Source organism: Enterococcus canintestini, assembly GCF_001885735.1.
Taxonomy (GTDB): domain Bacteria; phylum Bacillota; class Bacilli; order Lactobacillales; family Enterococcaceae; genus Enterococcus_C; species Enterococcus_C canintestini.
In genome coordinates this window covers 12,485-35,085 of record NZ_JXKG01000005.1, presented here as the reverse complement: position 1 = coordinate 35,085, position 22,601 = coordinate 12,485, and the positions used below count along the sequence as shown (strand labels likewise).

The 22,601-nt window shown below is 36.9% G+C and carries 18 protein-coding genes; 2 read left to right on the top strand and 16 right to left on the bottom strand.

The window, feature by feature from the left end; translation table 11 throughout:
• Positions 1-50: 50 nt before the first annotated feature.
• The 7 genes from RU96_RS04640 to RU96_RS04610 all read right to left on the bottom strand — a co-directional run bounded on the left by RU96_RS04640 (position 51) and on the right by RU96_RS04610 (position 6,435).
• Positions 51-572, bottom strand: a complete 522-nt coding sequence (locus RU96_RS04640; RefSeq protein WP_016173180.1) for an HdeD family acid-resistance protein — start codon at positions 570-572, stop codon at positions 51-53.
• A 182-nt stretch (positions 573-754) separates the two neighbouring features.
• Positions 755-1,387 (bottom strand): P-loop nucleotide/nucleoside kinase family protein, encoded by a 633-nt coding sequence (locus RU96_RS04635; RefSeq protein WP_071864372.1) that lies wholly within the window; start codon positions 1,385-1,387, stop codon positions 755-757.
• Positions 1,377-2,243, bottom strand: coding sequence for a class II fructose-bisphosphate aldolase (locus RU96_RS04630; RefSeq protein ID WP_071864371.1), 867 nt, complete (start codon positions 2,241-2,243; stop codon positions 1,377-1,379). The genes RU96_RS04635 and RU96_RS04630 overlap by 11 nt, the downstream gene beginning before the upstream one ends.
• A gap of 24 nt (positions 2,244-2,267) precedes the next feature.
• Entirely contained in the window at positions 2,268-2,672 is a 405-nt protein-coding gene (locus RU96_RS04625; RefSeq protein WP_071864370.1) for a hypothetical protein, read from the bottom strand.
• Positions 2,673-2,692: 20 nt separating this feature from the next.
• Positions 2,693-3,982, bottom strand: a complete 1,290-nt coding sequence (locus RU96_RS04620; RefSeq protein ID WP_071864369.1) for a PTS sugar transporter subunit IIC — start codon at positions 3,980-3,982, stop codon at positions 2,693-2,695.
• Positions 3,983-4,012: 30 nt separating this feature from the next.
• Positions 4,013-4,315, bottom strand: a complete 303-nt coding sequence (locus tag RU96_RS04615) for a PTS sugar transporter subunit IIB (RefSeq protein ID WP_071864368.1) — start codon at positions 4,313-4,315, stop codon at positions 4,013-4,015.
• A gap of 35 nt (positions 4,316-4,350) precedes the next feature.
• Positions 4,351-6,435 carry a BglG family transcription antiterminator gene (locus tag RU96_RS04610; RefSeq protein WP_071864367.1) on the bottom strand — a complete coding sequence of 695 codons (2,085 nt, stop codon included), beginning with the start codon at positions 6,433-6,435 and terminating at the stop codon, positions 4,351-4,353.
• A 596-nt stretch (positions 6,436-7,031) separates the two neighbouring features.
• Here RU96_RS04610 and RU96_RS04605 point away from each other — a divergent pair.
• Positions 7,032-8,654: an ABC-F family ATP-binding cassette domain-containing protein gene (locus RU96_RS04605; protein WP_071864366.1), complete on the top strand. Its 1,623-nt coding sequence runs from the start codon at positions 7,032-7,034 to the stop codon at positions 8,652-8,654.
• A 153-nt stretch (positions 8,655-8,807) separates the two neighbouring features.
• Here the strand turns inward: RU96_RS04605 and RU96_RS04600 are convergent, their stop codons facing one another.
• The gene (locus tag RU96_RS04600) at positions 8,808-10,325 is read right to left on the bottom strand and encodes a zinc ABC transporter substrate-binding protein AdcA (protein ID WP_071864365.1); all 1,518 of its coding nucleotides are present in this window, start codon (positions 10,323-10,325) and stop codon (positions 8,808-8,810) included.
• 302 nt (positions 10,326-10,627) lie between these two features.
• On the opposite strand from RU96_RS04600, the gene RU96_RS04595 reads away from it, so the two are divergent.
• Entirely contained in the window at positions 10,628-10,924 is a 297-nt protein-coding gene (locus tag RU96_RS04595; RefSeq protein ID WP_071864364.1) for a bacteriocin immunity family protein, read from the top strand.
• 435 nt (positions 10,925-11,359) lie between these two features.
• Here the strand turns inward: RU96_RS04595 and ade are convergent, their stop codons facing one another.
• The 8 genes from ade to RU96_RS04555 all read right to left on the bottom strand — a co-directional run bounded on the left by ade (position 11,360) and on the right by RU96_RS04555 (position 22,451).
• Positions 11,360-13,096: an adenine deaminase gene (gene ade, locus RU96_RS04590; protein ID WP_071864363.1), complete on the bottom strand. Its 1,737-nt coding sequence runs from the start codon at positions 13,094-13,096 to the stop codon at positions 11,360-11,362.
• 85 nt (positions 13,097-13,181) lie between these two features.
• Complete coding sequence (locus RU96_RS04585; RefSeq protein ID WP_071864362.1) at positions 13,182-13,823, bottom strand: DUF998 domain-containing protein; 642 nt, start codon at positions 13,821-13,823, stop codon at positions 13,182-13,184.
• A gap of 493 nt (positions 13,824-14,316) precedes the next feature.
• Complete coding sequence (locus tag RU96_RS04580; protein WP_071864361.1) at positions 14,317-15,033, bottom strand: MIP/aquaporin family protein; 717 nt, start codon at positions 15,031-15,033, stop codon at positions 14,317-14,319.
• Positions 15,033-16,871, bottom strand: a complete 1,839-nt coding sequence (gene glpO / locus RU96_RS04575; RefSeq protein ID WP_071864360.1) for a type 1 glycerol-3-phosphate oxidase — start codon at positions 16,869-16,871, stop codon at positions 15,033-15,035. Before glpO ends, RU96_RS04580 begins: the two co-directional genes overlap by 1 nt.
• 18 nt (positions 16,872-16,889) lie before the next feature.
• The gene (gene glpK, locus RU96_RS04570; protein WP_071864359.1) at positions 16,890-18,389 is read right to left on the bottom strand and encodes a glycerol kinase GlpK; all 1,500 of its coding nucleotides are present in this window, start codon (positions 18,387-18,389) and stop codon (positions 16,890-16,892) included.
• A 326-nt stretch (positions 18,390-18,715) separates the two neighbouring features.
• The gene (locus tag RU96_RS04565; protein ID WP_071864358.1) at positions 18,716-20,179 is read right to left on the bottom strand and encodes an AcpB/EbpR/MafR family transcriptional regulator; all 1,464 of its coding nucleotides are present in this window, start codon (positions 20,177-20,179) and stop codon (positions 18,716-18,718) included.
• Positions 20,180-20,183: 4 nt separating this feature from the next.
• The gene (locus tag RU96_RS04560) at positions 20,184-21,470 is read right to left on the bottom strand and encodes an FAD-dependent oxidoreductase (RefSeq protein ID WP_071864357.1); all 1,287 of its coding nucleotides are present in this window, start codon (positions 21,468-21,470) and stop codon (positions 20,184-20,186) included.
• Between the two features lie 102 nt (positions 21,471-21,572).
• Positions 21,573-22,451, bottom strand: coding sequence for a DegV family protein (locus tag RU96_RS04555; protein WP_071864356.1), 879 nt, complete (start codon positions 22,449-22,451; stop codon positions 21,573-21,575).
• Positions 22,452-22,601: the final 150 nt, after the last annotated feature.

Sequence of the window (22,601 nt, the reverse complement as noted above, 5' to 3'; positions counted from 1 at the left end):
CTGTAGCATAAAAAGAACAAGAGGGCGACTATTTACTTAGGTGTGCCTAATTATTTGCGAAAAGCATAGACGATCTGGGTAATCCCCCACATCATGAAATAAAAACCGACTAAGAAACTTAGCGTTAGTGCCGAAGAAATCGGATTAAATAGCAACATAAATCCAACAATGATTCCCAAAATATCAATAATTAATGAGAACCAGAAATAGCCATTGCTGTGTTGGCGAGCCAAATCCAAATTAAATAAACCAAAAATGGAGTCGACGATAAACCAAATCGCAAAGACAAACGGCAATGCCAAAACACTCGCATTCATATTCCAAAGTAAAAAGATACCAATAATAATATCTAAAATCCCAACTACTAATGGCATTTTGGCTTTATAACCTGTCAAATCTTTAAAACGATTGCGCAAGAAAATTTCAAAAATCCCTTTTAAAATTGCAAATACACCAAAGACAATCACAATTGCGACTAAATTCCCAACTGGATCTTGAAAAGACATCAGGGCAACAATCACAAATAAAATTCCTAAAATCAGTGAACCCCAATCAAATCCGCGTTTTTCCATAATCAACCACCTTCTTATAATTTTTCAAAAATTTCATGCAATTTTTCATTGAGATAAGTTATCTCTCGCATTTATTTTCTTCTATTACCAATGGTACGCTTATGGTAAATTTTGGTCAAAAGTTACGCTTTTTTTGCTGGTGTTTGCCTAAAAAAACCTCCGCATAAAATGCGGAGATTTTTTTATTTATCGTGTTTAATCTTATCTTCTAAATAATCAAGTGTGGGTTTATAATCCACATTACTATAATCACTGACATCAAATTCAATCACTTCCCCCAATTGAAATTTATCATATTGTCGTTGGGAAACAATCTGATAAAATTCTTCTTTCGTAATGTGATTGGAGGCTTTTGACACGTCATTACATGTATCCCCATAATGATAGTGGTCCATGACAAAGCTTAAGTGTCGATCGACCTCGCGATCACGCTGATAGCGTCTTTGCCATAACACCTCAAAATCAGCTACTAAACGAATAGTAATTATTTCATACTGATATTTTTGGGCTAAATCCAAGAGCTTATCTTTTTGTTTAGAGCTAAAAGGATATTCTGAAACAACTAGCTTTTTCCCAGCCTCCATATATAAATCCAATGCTTTGTAATAAAAAGGCCAGACTTTATTTTTTTCTTGTTCTGCTCGCTGTGTAAGATTATCAAAGCCAATCTCTTCAGCGTAATAAACTTTCGCTTCGTCTGGTGTAACGACATACAGATCAGAAAAGCGTTCTCGAATTAAATTTAGTAAATAAGTTTTTCCCGTACCAGGACTTCCAGCAAGAAGCAATAAATATTTTTTGCGTTTAGTTGCCAAGATTTGTTGGACTCTCTACATTCATGAATAAACTTATTTTGTGTTTAATGATTTTTTCTACTGCTTCATTTGCTGGAATAACATTATGTCGTAATGATTTATTTACTTCTGTTGCACCAAATGTCTCTTTGGCCATCTTAGTCCAGTTAACTAATAATTCTGTTCCCACATTAAATTTACGAATACCATTGTTAATTAATTCTGGATAATCTTCTTCTTTTACACCGGTACCCCCATGAATTACCAGAGGAACATCTACTACAGAATCAATTTCTTTTAATAAAGGAATATTTACTTCTGTTTTTGACTTAAATTGACCGTGATTTGTTCCTATTGCAATCGCTAAGGCATCTACTTCTGTTGCCTTAACAAATTCAACTGCATCTTCTGGACGAGTATAAACCTTATCATCTTCTGCAACGTGTATCCCTTCTTCAGTTCCACCAATTGTACCCAATTCGCCTTCTACAGATACCCCTCTAGCATGTGCGTATTCTACCACTGCGCGTGTTTTTAAAATATTCTCTTTAAAAGGTAAGTGTGAACCATCATACATAACAGAAGTATATCCTGCATCAATCGCTTCTTTAATATCATCAAAATTGCGAGCATGATCTAAATGTAATACACCATCAACCATTTCATTATCACAAATCGCTTTCATAACATTAACCAATACGCTAAAACCAATGTAACGCGCGGTATCAACTGATGTTTGAATAATAATCGGAGATCCCATCTCTTTTGCCGCTCTTAACATATCAGGCAACATTTCTAGATTGTGTGTATTAAAGGCTCCTACTGTAAAATTTAGTTCCTCTGCTTTTTTGGTTACTTCTTTTAAAGTTGTATACATTTATAATCCTTCCAATCCTTTGATTTATTTACCCATAATCGTTACTTGCTTGGCAATTTGGCGCATTTCATCCATTTTCCCCATATAATAATCAATTCCTTGATCATCACCATTACGAGCTGATTCAGCTCGCTTTTTGTTATAAAGACTCATCAGTTTTTTATAGCCTTCACCAATCGAACGTTTTATTTCAATACTTTTTTCTAGCATCGCAATCGCTTGGTCATCTGCTTGAATTTCGGCTTGGAGTAAACCGACTTCCTCGTATTTTTTAGCTAATTCTTCAATGTCTTCATTTGAAATTTTTGCTATTTCACCTTCTAAAGTTGCAATTTCTTCCTGGATTTTTTGCACTTGTTCAGGTGATAATGTTGGCTCTTTTTTTATCTCTTGTTTTTCTACCTTGTTCTTTTTTAGAAATCCAAACATAATTTGCTATCTCCTTCATTTTAGAAGTTCTTCAAAATTGGCCCAATAATCCATGCGTACAACAATGCTGCAGTTACAGTATCAACATCTGTTGCGGTTGCATTAACGAATCCCATTGAATTAAATATACCTACTAATAACGCTGGCAATAATGTGATGAAAAATCCATGTGCAATACCGCCAATAATTGCACCGCGACGCCCCCCTACTGCATTACCAAAAATTCCTGCTGTACCTCCAGCAAAGAAGTTCGTTAACATCCCTGGTAAAATCATAGCTAAGCCAAACATTGGTAAAACAAACATCGCAATAACCGTTCCAATTGTTGTTGTAATAAATCCTAAAATGACAGCATTAGGACTATATGGGAAGAAAACCGGACAATCTAGTGCTGGTTTTGCGTCAGGCACTAATTTCATCGCAATTCCACGGAAAGCTGGTACGATTTCACCTAATAATAAACGTACCCCTGCTAACAATACATAAACCCCAACTACAAACTGAATCGCTTGCATGAAAGCAAACATAATATAATTTTGATTCCCTGATAGTGTGGCAGCAAATTCTTCACCGGCAAATAAGACTGTAATCACATAAAGCGGTACCATTACAACCATTACGGAAAGATAAGTATCTTGTAAAAATTCAAAAGCCGTAGGTAATTTGATATCTTCAATTGATTTTTTATTTTCACCTTTTTCACCAAAAATTTTGGCAACACCAGCTTCAAACATGTACCCAATTGTACAAAAATGGCCAAGGGCAATATCATCTGACCCTGTTACTTTACGAATGATTGGCTGTGCAATAGCTGGCATCGCAATCGCAAAGCATGCGCCAATAAAACCACCTACTAAAATGAGTACAATTCCCCTTAAACCAGAGAAGTAACCAAAAACTGTGGTCATTGTTGCCATCCAAAGAATAGCTTGACCTGTTAAGAAAATATATTTCCATTTTGTAAAGCGTGCTAATAAAATGTTAAAGATGAAAATTGCTAAGAAAGTTAACGCAATATCACGCCCCAATCCCAAATCGTTCATAGCTTGGCCATTAATCGCTTCAATAGATGGAATAATTCCTTGCATACCGAAGCCTTCAGTAAAAATTTCACCAAAATAAGTTAGACTACCAACAATAATGCCAGAACCAGCACTTAATACTTGAAATCCTAAGAGCGTCTTTAACGTACCTGAAATTACTTGTCCAGTGGATTTCTTTTGCAATATCAAACCCAGCATAGCGATTAACGCAATCGTGATGGATGCTTGCGTCAAGATGTTTTCGATAATAAAGTTAATAACTCCCATTTTCTCTAAAACCTCTTTTCTTAATTTTTATTAAATTGCCCCTTTGTCTTGTAAGACTGGTGTAATTTTTTCTTCAATTTCTGGCTTTGAAACAATATTTTTGAGGTATACAATGCTTGTTGCAGGATCAATATTGAATTTTTCAAATTGCGAACGGAAATTTTCGGCTGTAATAATTACATCAGGATTCATTGAAACAGCCGAAGAAATATCAACGTGATCTAATTTTGCTTCTACCCCTAATTTATTTAACACATCTTCTGTTGACATCTGAGCTGCAAAACTACTCCCTAATCCTGCCCCACATACAAATAAAATATTTAATTTTGACATTTAGAATCGCTCCGTTTCTTCTATTTATTTTTTTGTTATCTTATTTCCGCATCTTGATATAATACTTTTTTAAAATCTGCAATACTTTTAACTGTTATTAATTGATTTAATTTTTCTTCATCATTAATTAATTCCACCAATTCCCGCATAATATTTAAATGCGAATAGGAATCTACTGCTGCCAAACAAAAAATGATTTTAACTGGATCTAAATCTGGATTGTTAAATGCTACGCCATCTTTCAGTGTTGCTACACTCACCCCCAATTTATTTACACCATCTTCTGGTCTGGCATGAGCTAATGCGAGATGCTTACCAATCACAATGTATGGTCCGTATTCATTCACCGACTCTACCATGGCTTCAATATATTTTTGTTCAATGATGTTTTCTTTTAATAACGGCTGTGCAACAAGTTCAATTGCCTCTTCCCAATTTTTAGGGCTAGCTTGAATAAGAATGTTGCTGTCTGTTAAAATATCTTTCAACATTGGCTGTAACTCCCTTGAATTAATTTCTAAATTATGTTGTTTAAAACTCATTTCTAATTTTTTATAAGTAGGACCATCAATCGTCCCACCACTTGTTGTGATAGTTTCCAATATAGAATTAAATAAATTAGTTGCATCTTTCTTTTCTAAGCTCAATCGTCGAAATTGACTATTTTGTTCTAAAAATGTGGCAATTAATTTTCGATTAACTTCTGTAATAATCGGTTCCACAACAAGAGTTGGTTTTGAAGTGGGACCAATATCATAGGTAGAAAAAATCAAATCGACATCCAATTTATTAATAACTTTTATGTCCTTTGAACTAAACACAGCAGTTACATCAATCTCAGGAAATTTCTCTTTTAAGCTAGCTGCTAATAAGTTTCCCGTCGCTAAACCATGATTACATACGACTACTGACTTATAGATAAAATTCAAATCCAAATTTAAAGCCGCTGTCGAAAAGTGAATGGCTAAAAAAGCAATCTCATCATCTGTAATTTTTTGCTCAAAAACGTGCTCAATTGTCGGAATGAAGTATTGGATAGCGGTAAAAATACTGTTGTAATTCTTTTTGATATTATCTTTAATTGGATTAACCACTTGGATACCACTTTTTAAACGTGCAAGCAACGCCGCAATATGTTGATAGAGACCTTCAAATAATTCTTCTCCTCGTTTACTAAATGGAATTTTGGTCTGCTCTTCAACTGTTTGAATCAACTGAATCGTTAATAATTGGGCATTGACCCATTCGATAGTATTGCTAATATTACGCATATTTAAAGATTCAATCACAAATTCTAAATAACCTACTTCAACAGCCGGCGGTATAACTTGAAACACAGCTATAATTTTTTCAATGTAAGCTTTAATTTCAGTATCTTCTTTAGGTTCTTCCCAACTAATTGCTGAAATTGTTTCACCCACTTTAATTCTGCCCAACCAAATCGCAGTGAATAGTAAAATCTGATTTTTATAAATATCATCTTTAATATGAAACATTTGATTTTTAAAAAGGTTTGCAGCTGTATCAAACATGGTATACGGCAAATGATGATAAAAAATTTGTTTTGCTACGGCAACTTGACTCTCCTTTTCAAAACCCAATTCTAAAAAGCCAATATTTTCATTGATGACATCAAAAATCATCGTGCGGATAGATCTTTCAGAACCTTTAAAAACCAAGCCTAGTCTTCCATTGCTAATAACTTCAATGCCGTATTTTAAAAGCTTCGTTCTTAACCTTCTCATATCCTCATCCAGAGTACTTTTTGATACCATATACTCTTCTTCTTTTTTGTTTAAAAAAACAGCTTCGGAATTAAAAGCAATAGATAGTAACAAATCAAAAATTCTTTCATCCCGATCCAAATAAACATCCTCATTTGTCGTCAAAGATTCTTCCAAGCTTATTTGTTGGGCCGCAGTCAGTTTTAGTTGATATCCTTTTCCTCTAATTCGCACTAACTCGGTTAAACCTAAACTTTGTAGATAATCATCTACTTCATTTAATTCATTACGAATCGTTCGTTCAGTAACATGAAAATGCTGTGACAATACTTTCAATGAGACAGGTGAACTCGTAGAAAGAAGTTTTTTTATTATCTCAATTGTTCTTGTTCTCATTCTTGTCATCTCCTTCTTTCTATAACTAGTTTATGTTTCCGCTTACAATAATTAAAGTGGATGTTTTTTCAAAATGAAGCGGAAATAAGGTAAGCTTAATTAAACCGCTTAATAAGCTGATATTTCAACGTTATTACAAAGAAAAAAAGTTAAGTCATTAAAAATCTCATTTCAAATTTGTAATTTTATATCAAGTATTTGAGTACGCCATCTTATTTAATCATATTTTTCTTCCACCACTTTCCACGTAAAATCCTAATAAATCTTTTTATTTACTAGGAAATGTCCGGATAAGGTTGCAACTTCTTACACAGGCCGATATAATGCTATAAGATTGCATATATTTTAGGTATATATAGTAAGGAAAAAATTGAAATAACCGCGACCCTATCTTTATTTTGGCGAGTACGGCCCGCTGAAGTTGGAAGTTATGTGGCCGCATCTTTTTTTGCTCGTTAAATTTTAGTGGGCAATGATGCTGATTTTTATTTAGTCCCTGCTTTTGCAAAAATTTTAGCGCACCTTATTTTCACAAAACTGATCTTTTAGATACAACGTGAAGGTGCCAAGAGGTAAATTAAGGAGGATTATTTTTTATGATTACAGTAAGTGACGTAAGTTTGCATTTTTCAGACCGCAAACTTTTTGATGATGTGAATATTAAGTTTACACCCGGAAATTGCTATGGCTTAATTGGGGCCAATGGTGCTGGTAAATCAACTTTTTTAAAGGTGTTATCTGGGGAATTACAACCTTCTACTGGTAATGTTTCTTTAGGCCCTGACGAACGGATGGCGGTATTAAAACAAAATCACTTTGATTTTGAAGAATATACGGTCATTGAAACAGTTATTATGGGACATAAACGTTTATACGACGTGATGAAAGAAAAAGATGCGATTTACATGAAAGAAGATTTCAGTGATGAAGATGGCATTAAAGCAGCTGAATTGGAAGGTGAATTTGCCGAATTAAACGGCTGGGAAGCAGAACCCGAAGCTGCTGTTTTACTACAAGGATTGAATATTCCTGAGGATTTGCATCATTTGCAAATGAAAGAATTAACGGCTGGTCAAAAGGTGAAAGTCTTGCTAGCTCAAGCTTTATTTGGAAAACCTGATGTTCTTTTACTAGACGAACCAACCAATGGTTTAGATATTCAATCGATTAACTGGTTAGAGGAATTTTTGATTAACTTTGAAAATACTGTGATTGTCGTTTCCCATGACCGCCACTTTTTAAACAAAGTCTGCACCCACATGGCTGATTTGGACTTTGGCAAAATCCAACTTTATGTAGGAAATTACGATTTCTGGTTGGAATCAAGCCAATTAGCAACAAAACTACAATCGCAACAAAACGCGAAAAAAGAAGAACAAATCAAAGAGTTACAAGACTTTATTGCTCGTTTTTCAGCGAACGCTTCAAAATCCAAACAAGCGACTTCAAGAAAGAAAATGTTGGAAAAAATCACATTAGATGATATTAAACCATCTAGCCGCCGCTATCCTTTTGTTGGTTTTAAACCGGAACGCGAAATTGGTAATGACTTATTACAAGTAGATAATGTCAGTGTGACGATTGATGGTAAGAAAATTTTAGATAATATCAGCTTTACGTTAAATAAAGATGATAAAGTGGCTTTTGTTGCCAATAACGATATTGTTACCACAACTTTATTTAAAGTTATCATGGGTGAAATCACACCGGATACGGGTTCTGTCCGCTGGGGTGTTACAACGAGCCAATCTTATTTACCAAAAGATAGTAGTAGTGAATTTGCTAGTGACTTAACGATTTTGGACTGGTTGCGTCAATATGCTTCAAAAGAAGAAGATGACAATACTTTCTTGCGTAGTTTCTTAGGTCGGATGTTATTTTCTGGTGACGAAGTATTAAAACCGGTCAATGTTTTATCCGGTGGTGAAAAAGTTCGTTGCATGCTTTCAAAATTAATGCTTTCAAAATCCAATGTTTTGGTTTTAGATGATCCCACAAACCACTTGGACTTAGAATCCATTACCGCTTTAAATGATGGCTTAATGGCCTTCACTGGTTCATTATTATTTGCTTCTCATGACCATCAATTTATTCAAACCTTAGCAAATCGGATCATTGCGATTTCAGATAAAGGGGTCGTGGATCGGTCAGAAACAACTTACGATGAATTTTTAGAAAATCCCGATGTCAAAAACCGGATGGCGGAAATTTTCGGTTAATTTTGAGTTAGCAGACACTGGTAAGTTTATCCAATCGTAAAAAAGAAGCTATGACAAAAATTGTCATAGCTTCTTTTAACGTCTAAATACTATTCTTCAATACATTATGCGCTTTATTTCTTTGTGCCACAACTTTTGTTACAGCTACTTTTTTTAATGGGCCATCATCTCTTGGGCAATGGCGTGACCTGATAATTTAGTTGGATAATAAGTCGGCCAGTTGTGCATTTCTTCTAGTAAAGCATTCTGACTTTCGTCTCCAAAATAAATATGAAAATGCGCGGTTTTAGTCGGTGCAATATTGTGATCGCTAAACTGCACATATTGGAAACGGCCAGCATCTCCTTTTGCTTCAAATAAAAAGCGCACGCCACGATTACCTTTGTCATACGTTAAAATCTGATAACCTTTTGCGACATATTCATATTTATGATGCTCACCGTTGACGACAAAGTCCATCGTATTGGCGGTAATATTAATTTTTTCAACATCTGTTTTGTAACCTGTTGTATAGTATTCTTTGTATTGGGCTGCTGACATATCTTGATTTAGCTTGGCTTTGTAATCAAAGACTTGATCCAACGCACCTTTTGTTAGTAGTGGATAGACAGATTGCCATTCACCAGCAAAGTCACTTAATTTTCGCTCTTTAACTGCCTTATCAGCAAAATAACCGTTCGCCACTGTTTTTTCTTCTTTTGTAGCTGCTTCTGGTTGGACTTCTTTTCCGACTACATTTGTTGTTTTTTCCAAAGCCTGCAAGTTTTCCTTCATGACAGAAAGATAACTTTCACCATTGGCAATTTGTTCTTTGGTTAAACTTTCTAATGGATTTAAAACAGCCATTTGAACTTTTGCTTCATTTGCTAGTGTTTTAGCAATTTTGTCATTGGCATTTTTTTCAAAATAAATATATTGGATACCGTTATCTTTCACATATTCCTTCAATTCACCTAAGCGACTGGCTGAAGGTTCCTGTTCTGGGGAAAGACCGGAAATTGCCACTTGCTTTAACCCATAATCTAGCGCTAAATAGCCAAAGGCAGCATGCTGGGTCACAAAACTTTTTTGTTTGGCGTTTTTTAAACTATCACTATAAGTTTGATCCAATTTTTTTAATGCCGTTAAATACTTAGCCGCATTACTTTCAAACACGTCTGCTTTTTTGGGATAAAGCTTTTGTAACTGTTCTTTAATAGATGTCACTTCCTGAATAGCCCGATAAGGTGAAACCCAAGTATGCGGATCTAATTCATGATGATGGCCTTCTTCACCATGATCGTGATCATGTTCTTCTTCGCCCCCAGGTAAAAGAATCATATTTTTCGTGCCTTCTATCACATTTGGTTTATCTTTTGCAAAGCCCTTTTTAGCCTTTGGTACCCACGTTTCCATATTTTCATTGTGATAAACAAAAACGTCTGCATCATGAACAGCCGCCATATCTTTTGCCGATGGCTCATAATCATGGGGTTCAGAACCGGCGGGAATCATCAACTTAACATTGGCCTCATCCCCCACAATATTTTTGGTAAAATCATACATTGGATAAAAAGTGGTGACAATTTCTAGCTTATCTGTTTTATTTTCAGTCGAATGGGCCTTAGCACTACAAGCACTCAACAAACCTAAAGCCACTAGACTCACTAAACCAATCCCAAATTTTTTCATTAATCTTATCCCTTCTTCTTAAAACAAATTGCATCCTAAATTAAATTTCAAAACGAACAAAACGAAATTATTACGATTTACTTCAACAACAATAGCAAGTCTTTTTCTTTCTGTCAATATAAAAATAACATGAAATTTTATTCAAATGATTGTTCGCTCATTTAAAACATTGATAGCAAACTAATACTACTGTTTTCCTTTTTTTAAAATAACAATTACAAAGCCGGCAAAAGCATTTAAACAACAAATGTCATTGAAAATAAAAGTCGCAATGCTTATGCTAAAAAAAAGGAAGTGAGAAGATGAAAGAAGTAAAATGGTATAGTGGCGGTAGCGAACGGGCTGAGATTGCCTTAAGTGAGATTACAACAATTCTAGGTTTAATTCCTGCTGACACCAGCACAAATGAACTACGACAATTACTTTTTGATTATGCCCAAGAAATTAACGAAGGTGTAACCGCCGTCCCTTATATTTTAAGCCGCATGAGTGTTTCAGTTTCCAATTGTCTGACAAAAAATAAAATTACAATCTCTTCTGAGGCCTCTGCGCATTTAAAAAAATTATTTGCTCTTGGGGAAATCCGATATGGGTATTGAGAAGTTTTTTTAACTTGTTAACTTCGCTGGGCTGGTAAAAAAAGTGAAACGACTAAGATCAATTACCATCCAAGAACCAAATTATCACCAATTGAAGTACAGAACAAAAAACGTCTTTCTTCAGTAAGTTTCCGTGATTTCTACGGTTATCGACTGAAAAAAGACGTTTTTATTTTTTTGTTGAAAGGAAACATGAACAAGTAGTATGGGAACTTCAAAAACTACAAGTAACCGTAAGAACTGATGATTAAATTAAGCCAAGGCTTGAGCGTGAATAATAAGACGATGAATACGCAACTATCTATAAAAAAAGCTGAAGACTTAAATAGCTTTTTACTTTTTGCTTTCGCATTTTATTGCCTGCCTTTTTGCGATATTGCTAATTTTACATTCAGTGTAAATCTTTTATTCAGCGTAGTTAAAACCCGCAAATAATTAGTCTGCAACTGAAACTGGCACAATTTCAAACTTGGTGACATCAACTAAACCAAGATCGGTAATTTTTAAATTCGGAATGACCGCTAAAGACATAAAACTTAAAGTCATAATTGGATCAACTTTGGCTGAGATGCCTAATTTTTCGTGAGCTAAGTGGTTTAGTTCTTCTTCTTGTTGGGCCACTTCTTCACCGGTTAGTTCACTCATTAAACCGGCAATCGGGAGCGCCATACTGCCTAAAATTTGGCCTTCATCCACTAAAACGACGCCACCTTCTTGGTCTTTTAATGCTTTTAGCGCCACTGCCATATCCTCATCATTTGTCCCAGCCACAATTAAATTGTGGGAATCATGGGCAATGGAAATGCCAATTGCACCTTTTTTCAAACCGTAATTTTTCAAAAGACCGACAAAAACATTTCCTGTATTTTGATGACGTTCTACGACGGCAATTTTGACCACATCTTTTTCTGGTTCATAAATAAATTCATCATTTTCATCTCTTTTGATGGTGACGATGGCTTCATTTGTCAATGCTTCTTGGGGAATGACTTCAATGGCACGCGCTTTATCACTCGTCAATTTTAGTTTTAATTGGGCTTTAGCAAAGGTATCAATATGGACACTGGATTGTACTTTGGTTGTTGCCACTCGTTTTACTTCCGGTAAATAAACGTTCTTCTTAGCAACTAATTGTCCGGCAATATAAGTAGCTTCAATTTCTGGTGCCGCTAAATCAGAGAAGACTACTAAATCCCCTCGTAATCCTGGGGCAATCGCGCCACGATCGGTTAACTGACAACATTGGGCCGCATTAATCGTCGCCATTTGAATCGCACGAATTGGGGCGATTCCTTCTTCAATACAAATGCGAATACTATTATCCAAATGTCCCTTAGTCAAAATATCTTTTGCTTGTAAATCATCCGCTACTAATACACAACGTTGATAGTTATTGTCTGTAACACCTTTTAAAAGGGTTCGCAGATTTTGCGTAACAGTACCTTCTCGCAGTAAAACATACATACCACGGGCAATCCGCGCTTTTAATTCTGCTACAGTCGAACATTCATGGTCATTTTTTATGCCGGCTGCTACATAAGCATTGAGCGCTTTGCCAGCAACCATTGGCGCATGACCATCAATTTGTAGTCCGTATTGTTTTGCTAGTAATAGTTTATCTAAGACAGCATCATCGGCTGCAATCACACCAGGAAAGTTCATAAATTCAGCCAGTCCTGCTACTTGTTGCTTTTCAAATGCTGGCAACATGTCCTCTGCAGCCACGACAGCACCGGAATTTTCCATATTTGTAGCCGGTACACAAGAAGGCATCGTGTAACGAATATCTAACGCTGTTTCTTTTGCCGCTTCTATCATATAATTTAAGCCGGTCAGCCCCAACACATTTACAATTTCATGGGGATCAGCAAGTACTGTTGTGGTGCCATGAGGAACTAAAAGTCGACCAAATTCTTCTGGCGTCACATAAGCCGATTCGACATGAATGTGCGCATCAATAAAACCTGGTGCAACAAATTTTCCTTTTAAATCAACGTTCTTTTGACCTTCATATTCTCCTACACCTGCAATTAAACCATCCACTAAAGCAATATCGCCACGAATAATTTCAGCTTGGTAAACATCGATGACTTGCGCATTTTTTAAAACAAGATCAGCTGGTCTTCTGCCAGCAGCGGTCTCAATTAGTCGTTTTAGCACCTCTTTATGCATAAACTCGCTCCTTTAAGTTTTCTAGCATTCCTCTACTGCAAAATCTTGTGTTAAATTGTAACACGTATCAATAAGATTGTGGCATCTATTTTTTCTTTTTTTGCTGCATGCTAAATGCTAAGACTATTAAAGGTAAATATAAAAAAGCTAAGGAAATCCGCTGTACCACGCCTTTATAAGTAAAAGATAAAAGTTGCGCCAAACCATTTGCACCAGAAGTTAAAAGGGCGCCATAAAAAATGAACCAACATATTCGGGCAATCTTTGGTTTTGCTTTGGCAAAAATACGCGCCATTAGCCACGGTGCTACAAGCATCCCCAAGATCCCAGCCCCAGAACCTAAGCCATGAATAATCGTGTCTAAAGTGAGACCGCTAGTGGTATGGTTAATGGAAAAAACACCAGTAAAAATACAATCGCCAATCGCAAAAGCTGTAATACTAAAAAGCAATAAATTAATTTCTCTGCGCTTATCTTGGAAAATTTCATCTGCATTAAAAAAATAATATTGTACCGGTGGTAAAGCAATTAATAATAAACTTCCCGTCATAATAGAGCCATGTTCAAAATAGGTTTTAACCGGACTTGTCACACTACCTAAATCACTAACAACCTGTTTTGTCTGACTAAAACCATCCCACATCGTCCCTAATAAATAAGGCATACCACCATCACAGAGGACAAATAAAAGTAAAAGCAGCCAGCCATATTTTCGATAAATTTTCAAAAAAAACCCCTCCTAGGTCAAAAAGCTAAAGGCAGTGGGTAGCTCTTTGGAAAAATCTCAGAAATTCGTTTTCTAGTGCTCTTGACCAGAAACTAATTTTTGAATTTTTCCCGAAGAGTTGCTGCCTGTGCTAGATTAGTAAAAAAAGCTAAAGGAACTCGCCCAGCTCTCAAGCAATAAGACGAAATCGGAATAAATTGTCTCTTTAATTTCTTACGATTTTGGCTTATTGCCGTAGAGAGTTCGTTCATTTTGCTAGATTAATAAAAAGCGAAATGAACTCGCCCAACTCTCAAGTAATAAGATGGAATTTTACGAAATTGCTCCTCAAATTTCTTATAATTTCGACTTAATGTCGCCAAGAGTTCGTTCGTGAAGCGCAACATGTAAAAGTAAAACAAACAGACCTTACTCTTATGAAATCATATAATTCTTTTATTCACAAAAAAAACATTCCTACTTTCATCAAGTAGGAATGTTTTTTACTATTAAACTAAACCATTAATTGAAAGACACCCCAAGCGATAATCCCACCAAGAAATGGACCGACAACTGGAACCCAAGCATATTGCCAATCAGAAGTACCCTTATTAGCGATTGGTAAGATTGCATGAGCTAAACGAGGCCCTAAATCACGAGCGGGGTTAATTGCATAACCTGTTGGACCACCTAAAGATAACCCAAGAGCAACGATTAAACCTGCGACTGCAAAAATATTTGTTCCAGCAGCAAATTCCGTTTGCGTAAAAGCAAGTAAACCTAAAACTAAGACAAAAGTACCAATCATTTCTGTTAGTAAATTGGCTGGATATTTGCGAATTGCAGGTCCTGTGGCAAATGTACCTAAAATTGCAGCTTGGTCTTTAGTCGCTTGCCAATGTGGTAAATAAGCCAACCAAACTAAAGCAGCCCCGACAAAAGCACCGGCCATTTGCGCTACAATAAATGGTACAACTAAACTATAAGCAAGTGAACCATTCAAAGCCATTGCTAAACTAACTGCCGGATTCAAATGTGCTGGTCCCATAAAGCCCGAGATATACGCCCCCATCATAACGGCCATTCCCCAACCCATCGCAATTACGATCCAGCCGGAAGCTTGCGCTTTACTTTTATTTAAGTTTACCGCTGCACAGACCCCGTCACCAAGTAAGACTAAAATCATTGTCCCGATAAATTCACCCATAATTTGTGTCATTTCACCGCTCATTAATTTTTCCCTCCTGTTTTTAGTGCAACTAAATCAGATTCATTAATTGCATCGTCTAGTTGGGCTGCCATTTCTTCTTTTTTGGCTTCGTCCCAGTTAAAGTAACGAGCCATTGCTAAAAGAACAGGTTGCCGTAGCGCATCGAGGCTATCACGTTCAAATAAGATATGGTTGGTGCGACGCAGTAAATAATCAACTGGCGTTAAAACCATTTCTTCTTCTAAGCCATAACGCAAGCGCGCTGATTCTGCTAATGTCATTCCTGGATACGCTGTCATTTCTTTGGCATATTGGAAGATTTTACTTGCATTCGTGCCATAAAAATCTGCGATATATGTTGCTTCTGCTTCTGTCAGGCCAGCAGCTACCCCAATTTTGGCATATTCTGCGACAGTTTCTTCTAATTTGGTTGGATCAAAGTCACCACCAGAAACAGAATAGTTTTTAGAATCTATTTCTTTAAAGGTTAAATCATAATTTTCTTTTAGTAACTGGCGAATCATCGTCATCGCGCCAGCGGCCATTTTACGATAATCCGTAATTTTCCCACCAGATAATGTAATCATGCCATCTTGCTCTTGTTCTAAAGAACTGCCTCGAGAAACTGCTGACGGTGAAAGGCGTTTTTCAGCGCGACTACTTTCAAGATTATTCAAGACATCTTCGACTTCATCGCGGGTTGCTTGCCCGTTTTTATAGGCAGTCACGACATCAACGGCTTGGTGGAAGCTTTTCGTAGAAATGTTGCCATTATCACCACCGTTGTAATCTGAACCGGCATTGCCGATTAATAGTGGTCGTAAACCTGCCCAACTGCTTTCAATATCGTCAATGGTAATTTTTGCTTCTGGATAACGATGATTAATGACCGTTAGTAAATAGTCCACATCTTCTTTGGTTACCTTAGGATCAACGTAATCACCTTTGTAGTCGGTATCAGTTGTCCCAAAATACGTTTTATTTTCCCGCGGAATGGCAAAAACCATGCGACCGTCATTTAAAGCTGTATCAAAATAAGTCGGTTGCGGTACTGGTAATTTTTTTGCATCTACGACTAAATGTACCCCTTTAGTTGGTCGCATTTTGGGAACAACCGGCTTAGTAAAGTTCATATTCCGCACTTTATCCACCCATGGTCCACTGGTATTAATCACTAATTTAGCCTTAATTTCAATTGTTTCATCCGTTAAAAGATCTCGCGCTTTAACGCCGACAATTTGATCGTCTTTATAAATAAATCCGACCGCTTTCATTTTGCTGACCATGTGGCCACCATCTGCGGCGGCTTGTTTGATATTTTCAATCACAAGTCGGGCGTCGTTATTGCGAAAATCTAAATAAACACCGGCACCTTGAAGCCCTTCTTTTTTAATAAACGGTTCACGTTTTAATACTTCTTCTGGTGTTAACGTATAATTTTCATATTTCGTGCCTTTGACATGGGCTAATTGGTCGTAAATATCCATTGCAACTTTAACTGAAAACATACTAAAAGTCGTTGGACCTTCATCGTTATAAATTGGTAGCAACATCGGATCTGGTTTAGGGATATGAGGCGCAATATTTTGGACGACAGCCCGCTCTGTCACTGTATCTGCCACTACTTCGACATCAAAGTTTTTCAAGTAGCGAATACCACCGTGAACTAATTTAGTGGAACGAGAAGACGTTCCTTCTGCAAAGTCTTGCATTTCAATTAAGCCAGTTTTCATGCCCGCTGCGGCAGCTTGAATCGCTACCCCAGCACCGGTGATCCCACCGCCAATAATTAATAAATCCATTTCTTCGTTTTTAAGTGCTGCAATACTTTTTGTACGTGTTGTTTTAGAAAATGCCATCTTTTTCACTCCTAGCTCTTATTCAAATGCTTGGGTCGCTTTTACAGCTTTTTTCCAACCATCATATAATTTTTGACGTCGTTGTGGGTCCATCTCTGCTTCAAAGATCTTGCCTGCTTCGTAAAACTCGCGAATTTCATCCATATCTTTCCAGTAACCCACGGCTAAACCAGCTAAAAAGGCTGCGCCTAAAGCGGTAGTTTCGAGATTTGCCGCCCGTTGAATTGGTACGTTTAAAATATCAGACTGAAATTGCATCAAGTATTCATTATTCGCTGCACCACCATCAACTTTTAAAACGGGAATGCTAATACCAGTGTCTTCTTGCATCGTATCGATAATATCCCGCACTTGGTAAGCAATCGATTGTAATGTTGCTTTAATAATATCTTCTCTTGTGGTACCTCTAGTTAAACCAAACATTGCCCCTCTTGCTTTTTGATCCCAATAAGGAGCTCCTAGTCCGACAAAAGCTGGCACGATATAGACTTCATCTTGGCTAGTAGAGCGTTTGGCAGCATCTTCTGAATCACTGGCTTTTTCTAACATTTTTAAACCATCCCGTAGCCATTGAATGGAAGAACCGGCAACAAAAATGCTTCCTTCTAAGGCATAATAAACTTTACCGTTAATACCATAACCGATTGTGGTTAATAAATTATTTTTTGACAGTTGTGGTTTTTCACCTGTATTCATGACGATAAATGAACCTGTGCCGTAAGTATTTTTTACCATCCCCGCTTCAAAGGCCATTTGTCCAAATAGGGCTGCTTGTTGATCCCCTGCCATACCGGCAATTGGCGCTTCACTGCCGAAGAAATGATAGCCTTGGGTATAACCATAAATTTCTGAATTGGAAGTTACTTTTGGTAAAAGTGCTTTAGGAATATTTAGTAGCGCTAAAATTTCTTCATCCCAAGCCAGGTCATGAATGTTATAAAGCATAGTGCGACTAGCATTGGAATAATCTGTAACGTGAGCGCCGCCATCGGTTAGTTTCCAAACCAGCCAACTATCAATCGTTCCAAAAAGTAATTCTCCTTTTTCCGCCCGTTCTTGGGCACCTTCAACGTGATCTAAAATCCAGCGAATTTTCGTCGCTGAAAAGTAAGCATCTACGACCAAACCTGTTTTTTGATGAATCATCTCTTCGTAGCCGTCTGCTTTTAATTGATCGGCGATGTCGGCTGATTGCCGTGATTGCCATACGACCGCGTGATAAATCGGCCGGCCAGTATCTTTTTCCCAAATAATTGTCGTTTCCCGTTGATTAGTGATTCCAATTCCGGCTACTTGGGTAGGTTTAATACCAGAATCAATAAATGCACCGGCAATTACGGATTGAACTGAATTCCAAATTTCATTGGCGTCGTGTTCGACCCATCCTTCTTGCGGGAAATACTGAGTGAATTCTTTTTGTGAACTAGCGATTTGATGGCCAAACTTATCATAAATAATTGCCCGTGAACTCGTCGTTCCTTGATCAATTGCCATAATATATTGTTTTTTTTCCGCCATGCTATTGTTCCTCCTTGCACGATTTGTAATCGCTTTCTTTATGTTTTTATCCTACCTTGCTTTTTTCCGCGAAAACCGTCAACTATTTAAGCGTTTTCATAAAATGATGGCAGTTTTGACAATAAATCGCGTAAGCGCAAGTGTTTTTACTGTTAAAATTTTTTAAAAGAAGTTGTGACAGAAGCCTCCAGCTTCAAGAAATAAGACGGAATTTCAGAAAATTGTTTTTCAAATTTTGGGAAATTCCGTCCTATTTCAAAAGAAACTGCTTTTGTCACACCGTTAATTTCGAAATAAGAGGTATGACAAAACTTCTGTCACACCATCTAATTTTTTTCCTTCTTTAATTGTTCAATTAATTTTTTTAGTTGCATCAAATCATAACTCGATGCAAATTCTGACAAACAGTATTGCATTTTAGTCGTATAGCCGCTTACTTGGCGGGAACTAATAATTAAATCGTAATCCGTTTTGTAACTGGCATGTTCCACTCGAATTCCAGCAATCGGCCGTAATTCTGAAAACAAATCATAATAGTAAGAAATCCGATAAGCCGGTAAATCTTCAAAATCAATTCCGACTACGACTTCTTTGGCAATATAAAAATCAATCATAGCCAAAATACTCGCATAAATAGTCAATAAAGCTTCGGTAACTAAAGTATCTTCGGCTTTTTTAGCGGGTAAAAAACTTAACACGTTTTTTTGTAAAACAGCTAATATTTGACTCCGTTCAACCCCTAGTTTTTCTTTTTGCAACCGCAATAAGCGTTCTGGCTCATAGCGGGGTAAATACCCTTGAAAAAAATAGAGGCGATTATTGATTTGAGATAGCTGATAGCCCACTGCTTTTTCCTGCTGAATCGACAGGCGACGCGGTCGATAGTGAATCAAAATCATTTCTCTAATATACATATCCAAAAGAGCAGGCGGTAACTTCTTACTTCGTTGTAATTCATAATGATAAAAAGTTTCCTCATCTAAAATTTGAAAAGAGACCAAAAAGCTGTAAAACAACACCGGTTCATATTGATTGCGTTCAAAAGAACTGCGACTGTTATATAAATGAATCAGCGGCTCAATTTGTTCAAAAAGAGCATCATTTTTAAAAAGGTGATAATTTTCTTTGACTTTAGTCTGCTGTTTTTTCTTTGCTGACATGCGTTTTAACGTAATTCCTAACCAACAGGCAACCTCACTTTTGGCCTGAGGGGAAAGGGTCAGTTTGAGTGTTCGTTCTAACGCCCGCAAAAACAGCTGATTTTGATCTGATTCAATCAAATAATGGGGTCGCATCGAAATAGGGAAATACAGATAAAGCTGAAAATAAAAATAACGAATTTGTGATTCTTCCCCTTGAAGGCGCCCGTTTTTGATTCGCAGCTGAAATTCAGCCAGCACTTCATTTAATTCCCGAAATTTACGAAAAATAGAAGATTCGCTGGTAGCAAATTCTTGAGAAATTTGTGGGATCGTAAATTCCCGCTGTTCTAACATATAAGCTAATAATTGAAATTTCAAACTATCTTTCACTAATAAAGCCGTAATCTCTTCTAAGGTAGTCGTATTGTTCATGGTTAAATAGACCATAGCCCCGTTACGTGTCAAATTAAAACCGGTTGTTGCCCCAAGATCTGTAACATCTTGCAAGTATTGTTCCAAACTGATTTTTGATAGGCCAATATTTTTTGCCAGTTGGTTCGTCGCTAAAACACCTTCAGATAAAATAAGCGCTTTTAAAATTGCTACTTGCAATTGTTGATTTTTCTCCAATAGTTGCTCAATTCGCATCGCCTCACTCCTCTATCTGTGTGAATATAGCTAAAGGATAGCGAAAAGCCGGTTGGTAAAATCTTTCACTTAACTGAAATTCCTCAAGGGTCTGTTGTTGCCTAATCGCGGTTGCCAATTGATCCAATAAAGCAAAATCCGCTACTTGTGCCACCAACTGTGCCCCTAATAAAACTTTAGTATCCCGATCCCAAATCACTTTTAAGTGAATTTTTTCGGTTGTAATCGTCGTTTTGGGTACATAAAAATGCTGGCTTTCAATTTCATTTTGATACAAAAGCGCTTCTTTTTCTAAAAGCCCCACACTGCCGACAAAATAACCAAACCAATGATTGCCACTCACCCGCACTGTCCCGGGATCCTTTTGCATTTTGCCAGTAATATTTTGACTGGCGATTTTAGCCGTCCGAATCGCGTTATTAACTAGTGATAAATACAGTGACTCTCCTGTTAGCCGAAATTTTACTTTAATGGCATCCCCAATCGCATAAATGTTGGGATTACTCGTTTGCAGATAATCATTTACCTGTAATGTACCATCCTCATGACACGCCAATGGTTGCCACATTTGATTATTTGGTCTCGTACTGTTAGCTAGTAAAACCAAATCGACGTCTAAATCGGTTTCATTAAAATAAAGACGGACTTGCTCTTCTTTGGTTTCTTCCATTGTGTCAATAAACGTTTCTTTATGAAGCGTGACAGCAGAATTTTTGATTGCATCTTCTAGTGGCTGAATCATTTCTAAATCAAAATAGTGACTCATTACATGCGGTTCACTTTCAAATAAGTGAACGTGCGGGCTAACGTCTGCAATCGCTGCTGCCAGCTCAATCCCCACTGGTCCCCCACCAATTATCGCCACAGTTGTCGCCGTTTTTAATTGCGTTAAAATTTCCGTTACATCTTGCGGGGTTTTACAAGTTTTAATTTTAGTCGTTTTTTTTGGCGCTTGTTGGAAAGACTGCTGGGAACCTGTCGCAATAATCAAGCGATCAAAAGTTAACTTATCTCCTGTCGATAGGCCAATTTGATCATCTGCCAAAAGACCCGTACACGTCACTTTTGTATACACTTGAATGCCTTTATTTTCCAATTTCTGTTGTGTCACCCAACGTAAGTCATCCACTGAAGCGGCCATATTTTGCAAAATCAGTGTCAGACTGGCTGGTACAAAGCCTAATTCTGCCTGTTTTTCAATCACAATAACTTCTGCATTCGGATCTGCCTGTTTAATATCTAAAGCTGCTTGCACACCAGCAAAAGATCCCCCTACAATTACTACACGCATGGATCTTCCTCTTTTCTTTTAATGTAAATCACTGCTTTTAATTTTATCAGATCATTTATTTACAAAAAAACTCTAGTCTGGTTTTTCAGACTAAAGTTTAAATTAAGATACTTCTTCGTTCCGATTTTTACCAAAAGTGAAGATCGCCACACACCCTAACCCAGTATGGGCAGAAATAGTTGGGCCTAATGGCAAACATGCCACATCTTCAATGTCAACTTCGGCGGTAATGGCCGCTAAAACTGTTTCTGCTGCCGCCACATCACCAGAATAGGCAATATAAACAATTTGTTCTTGCCGTGAAGTCAGATGCGCCAATGTTTCATCAACGATCTTTTGTAGCGACTTATTGCGCCCCCGCACTTTATCAACATTTTGTAATTTACCATTTTTATCGACATGAATAATCGGTTTGACTTTTAATAAACCACCTAAAGCCGCTTCTGATTTTGAAATACGGCCACCACGTTCCAAATGTTTTAAATCATCGACTGTTACCCATGATTGCAATAACATTTTTTGCTCTTCAACCCAAGCGATTACTTCTGTAAAACTCTTGCCGGTAGCTTGTTGTTTTTTTGCCCCTAAAACTAATAGGCCTTGACCAAGACTAGCCGCTAAAGTATCCACCACTGCAACTTCTGCTTGGGGATAATCTTCTTTTAAGACTGCTACTGCCTGTAAAGCACTGTTATAAGAACCACTCAATCCGGAAGAAAAAGATAAATAAATAACAGGAATCCCTTTTTGTGCATAGGGTTCAAAAAACTCCAAATAACGCCCCACATTAATTTGAGAAGTCGTGGGCATTTGTTTATCTTTTAACGCTTCATAAAAGAAATCCACGTCAAATGTTTTCCCTAAATCATCCTTGTACTCCTGACCGTTAATCTCCACCAACATCGGTATAAATGCGATGCCTGCTTCATCTAGAAATTGAAATGGGATGTCACAACAAGAATCCGTTACGATTTGAAACATGGCTTAACCCCCTAAATTTTCTCTGTCAAATTTTACAAACTCGTTGAAACAGAGAAGTTTTCACTTTTCAGCCTATCTACTTTGTTATTTTACCATATAGCGATCTCACTTTGAAAATTTTCGAAAAAACCAGGAGATAAAATAACAATT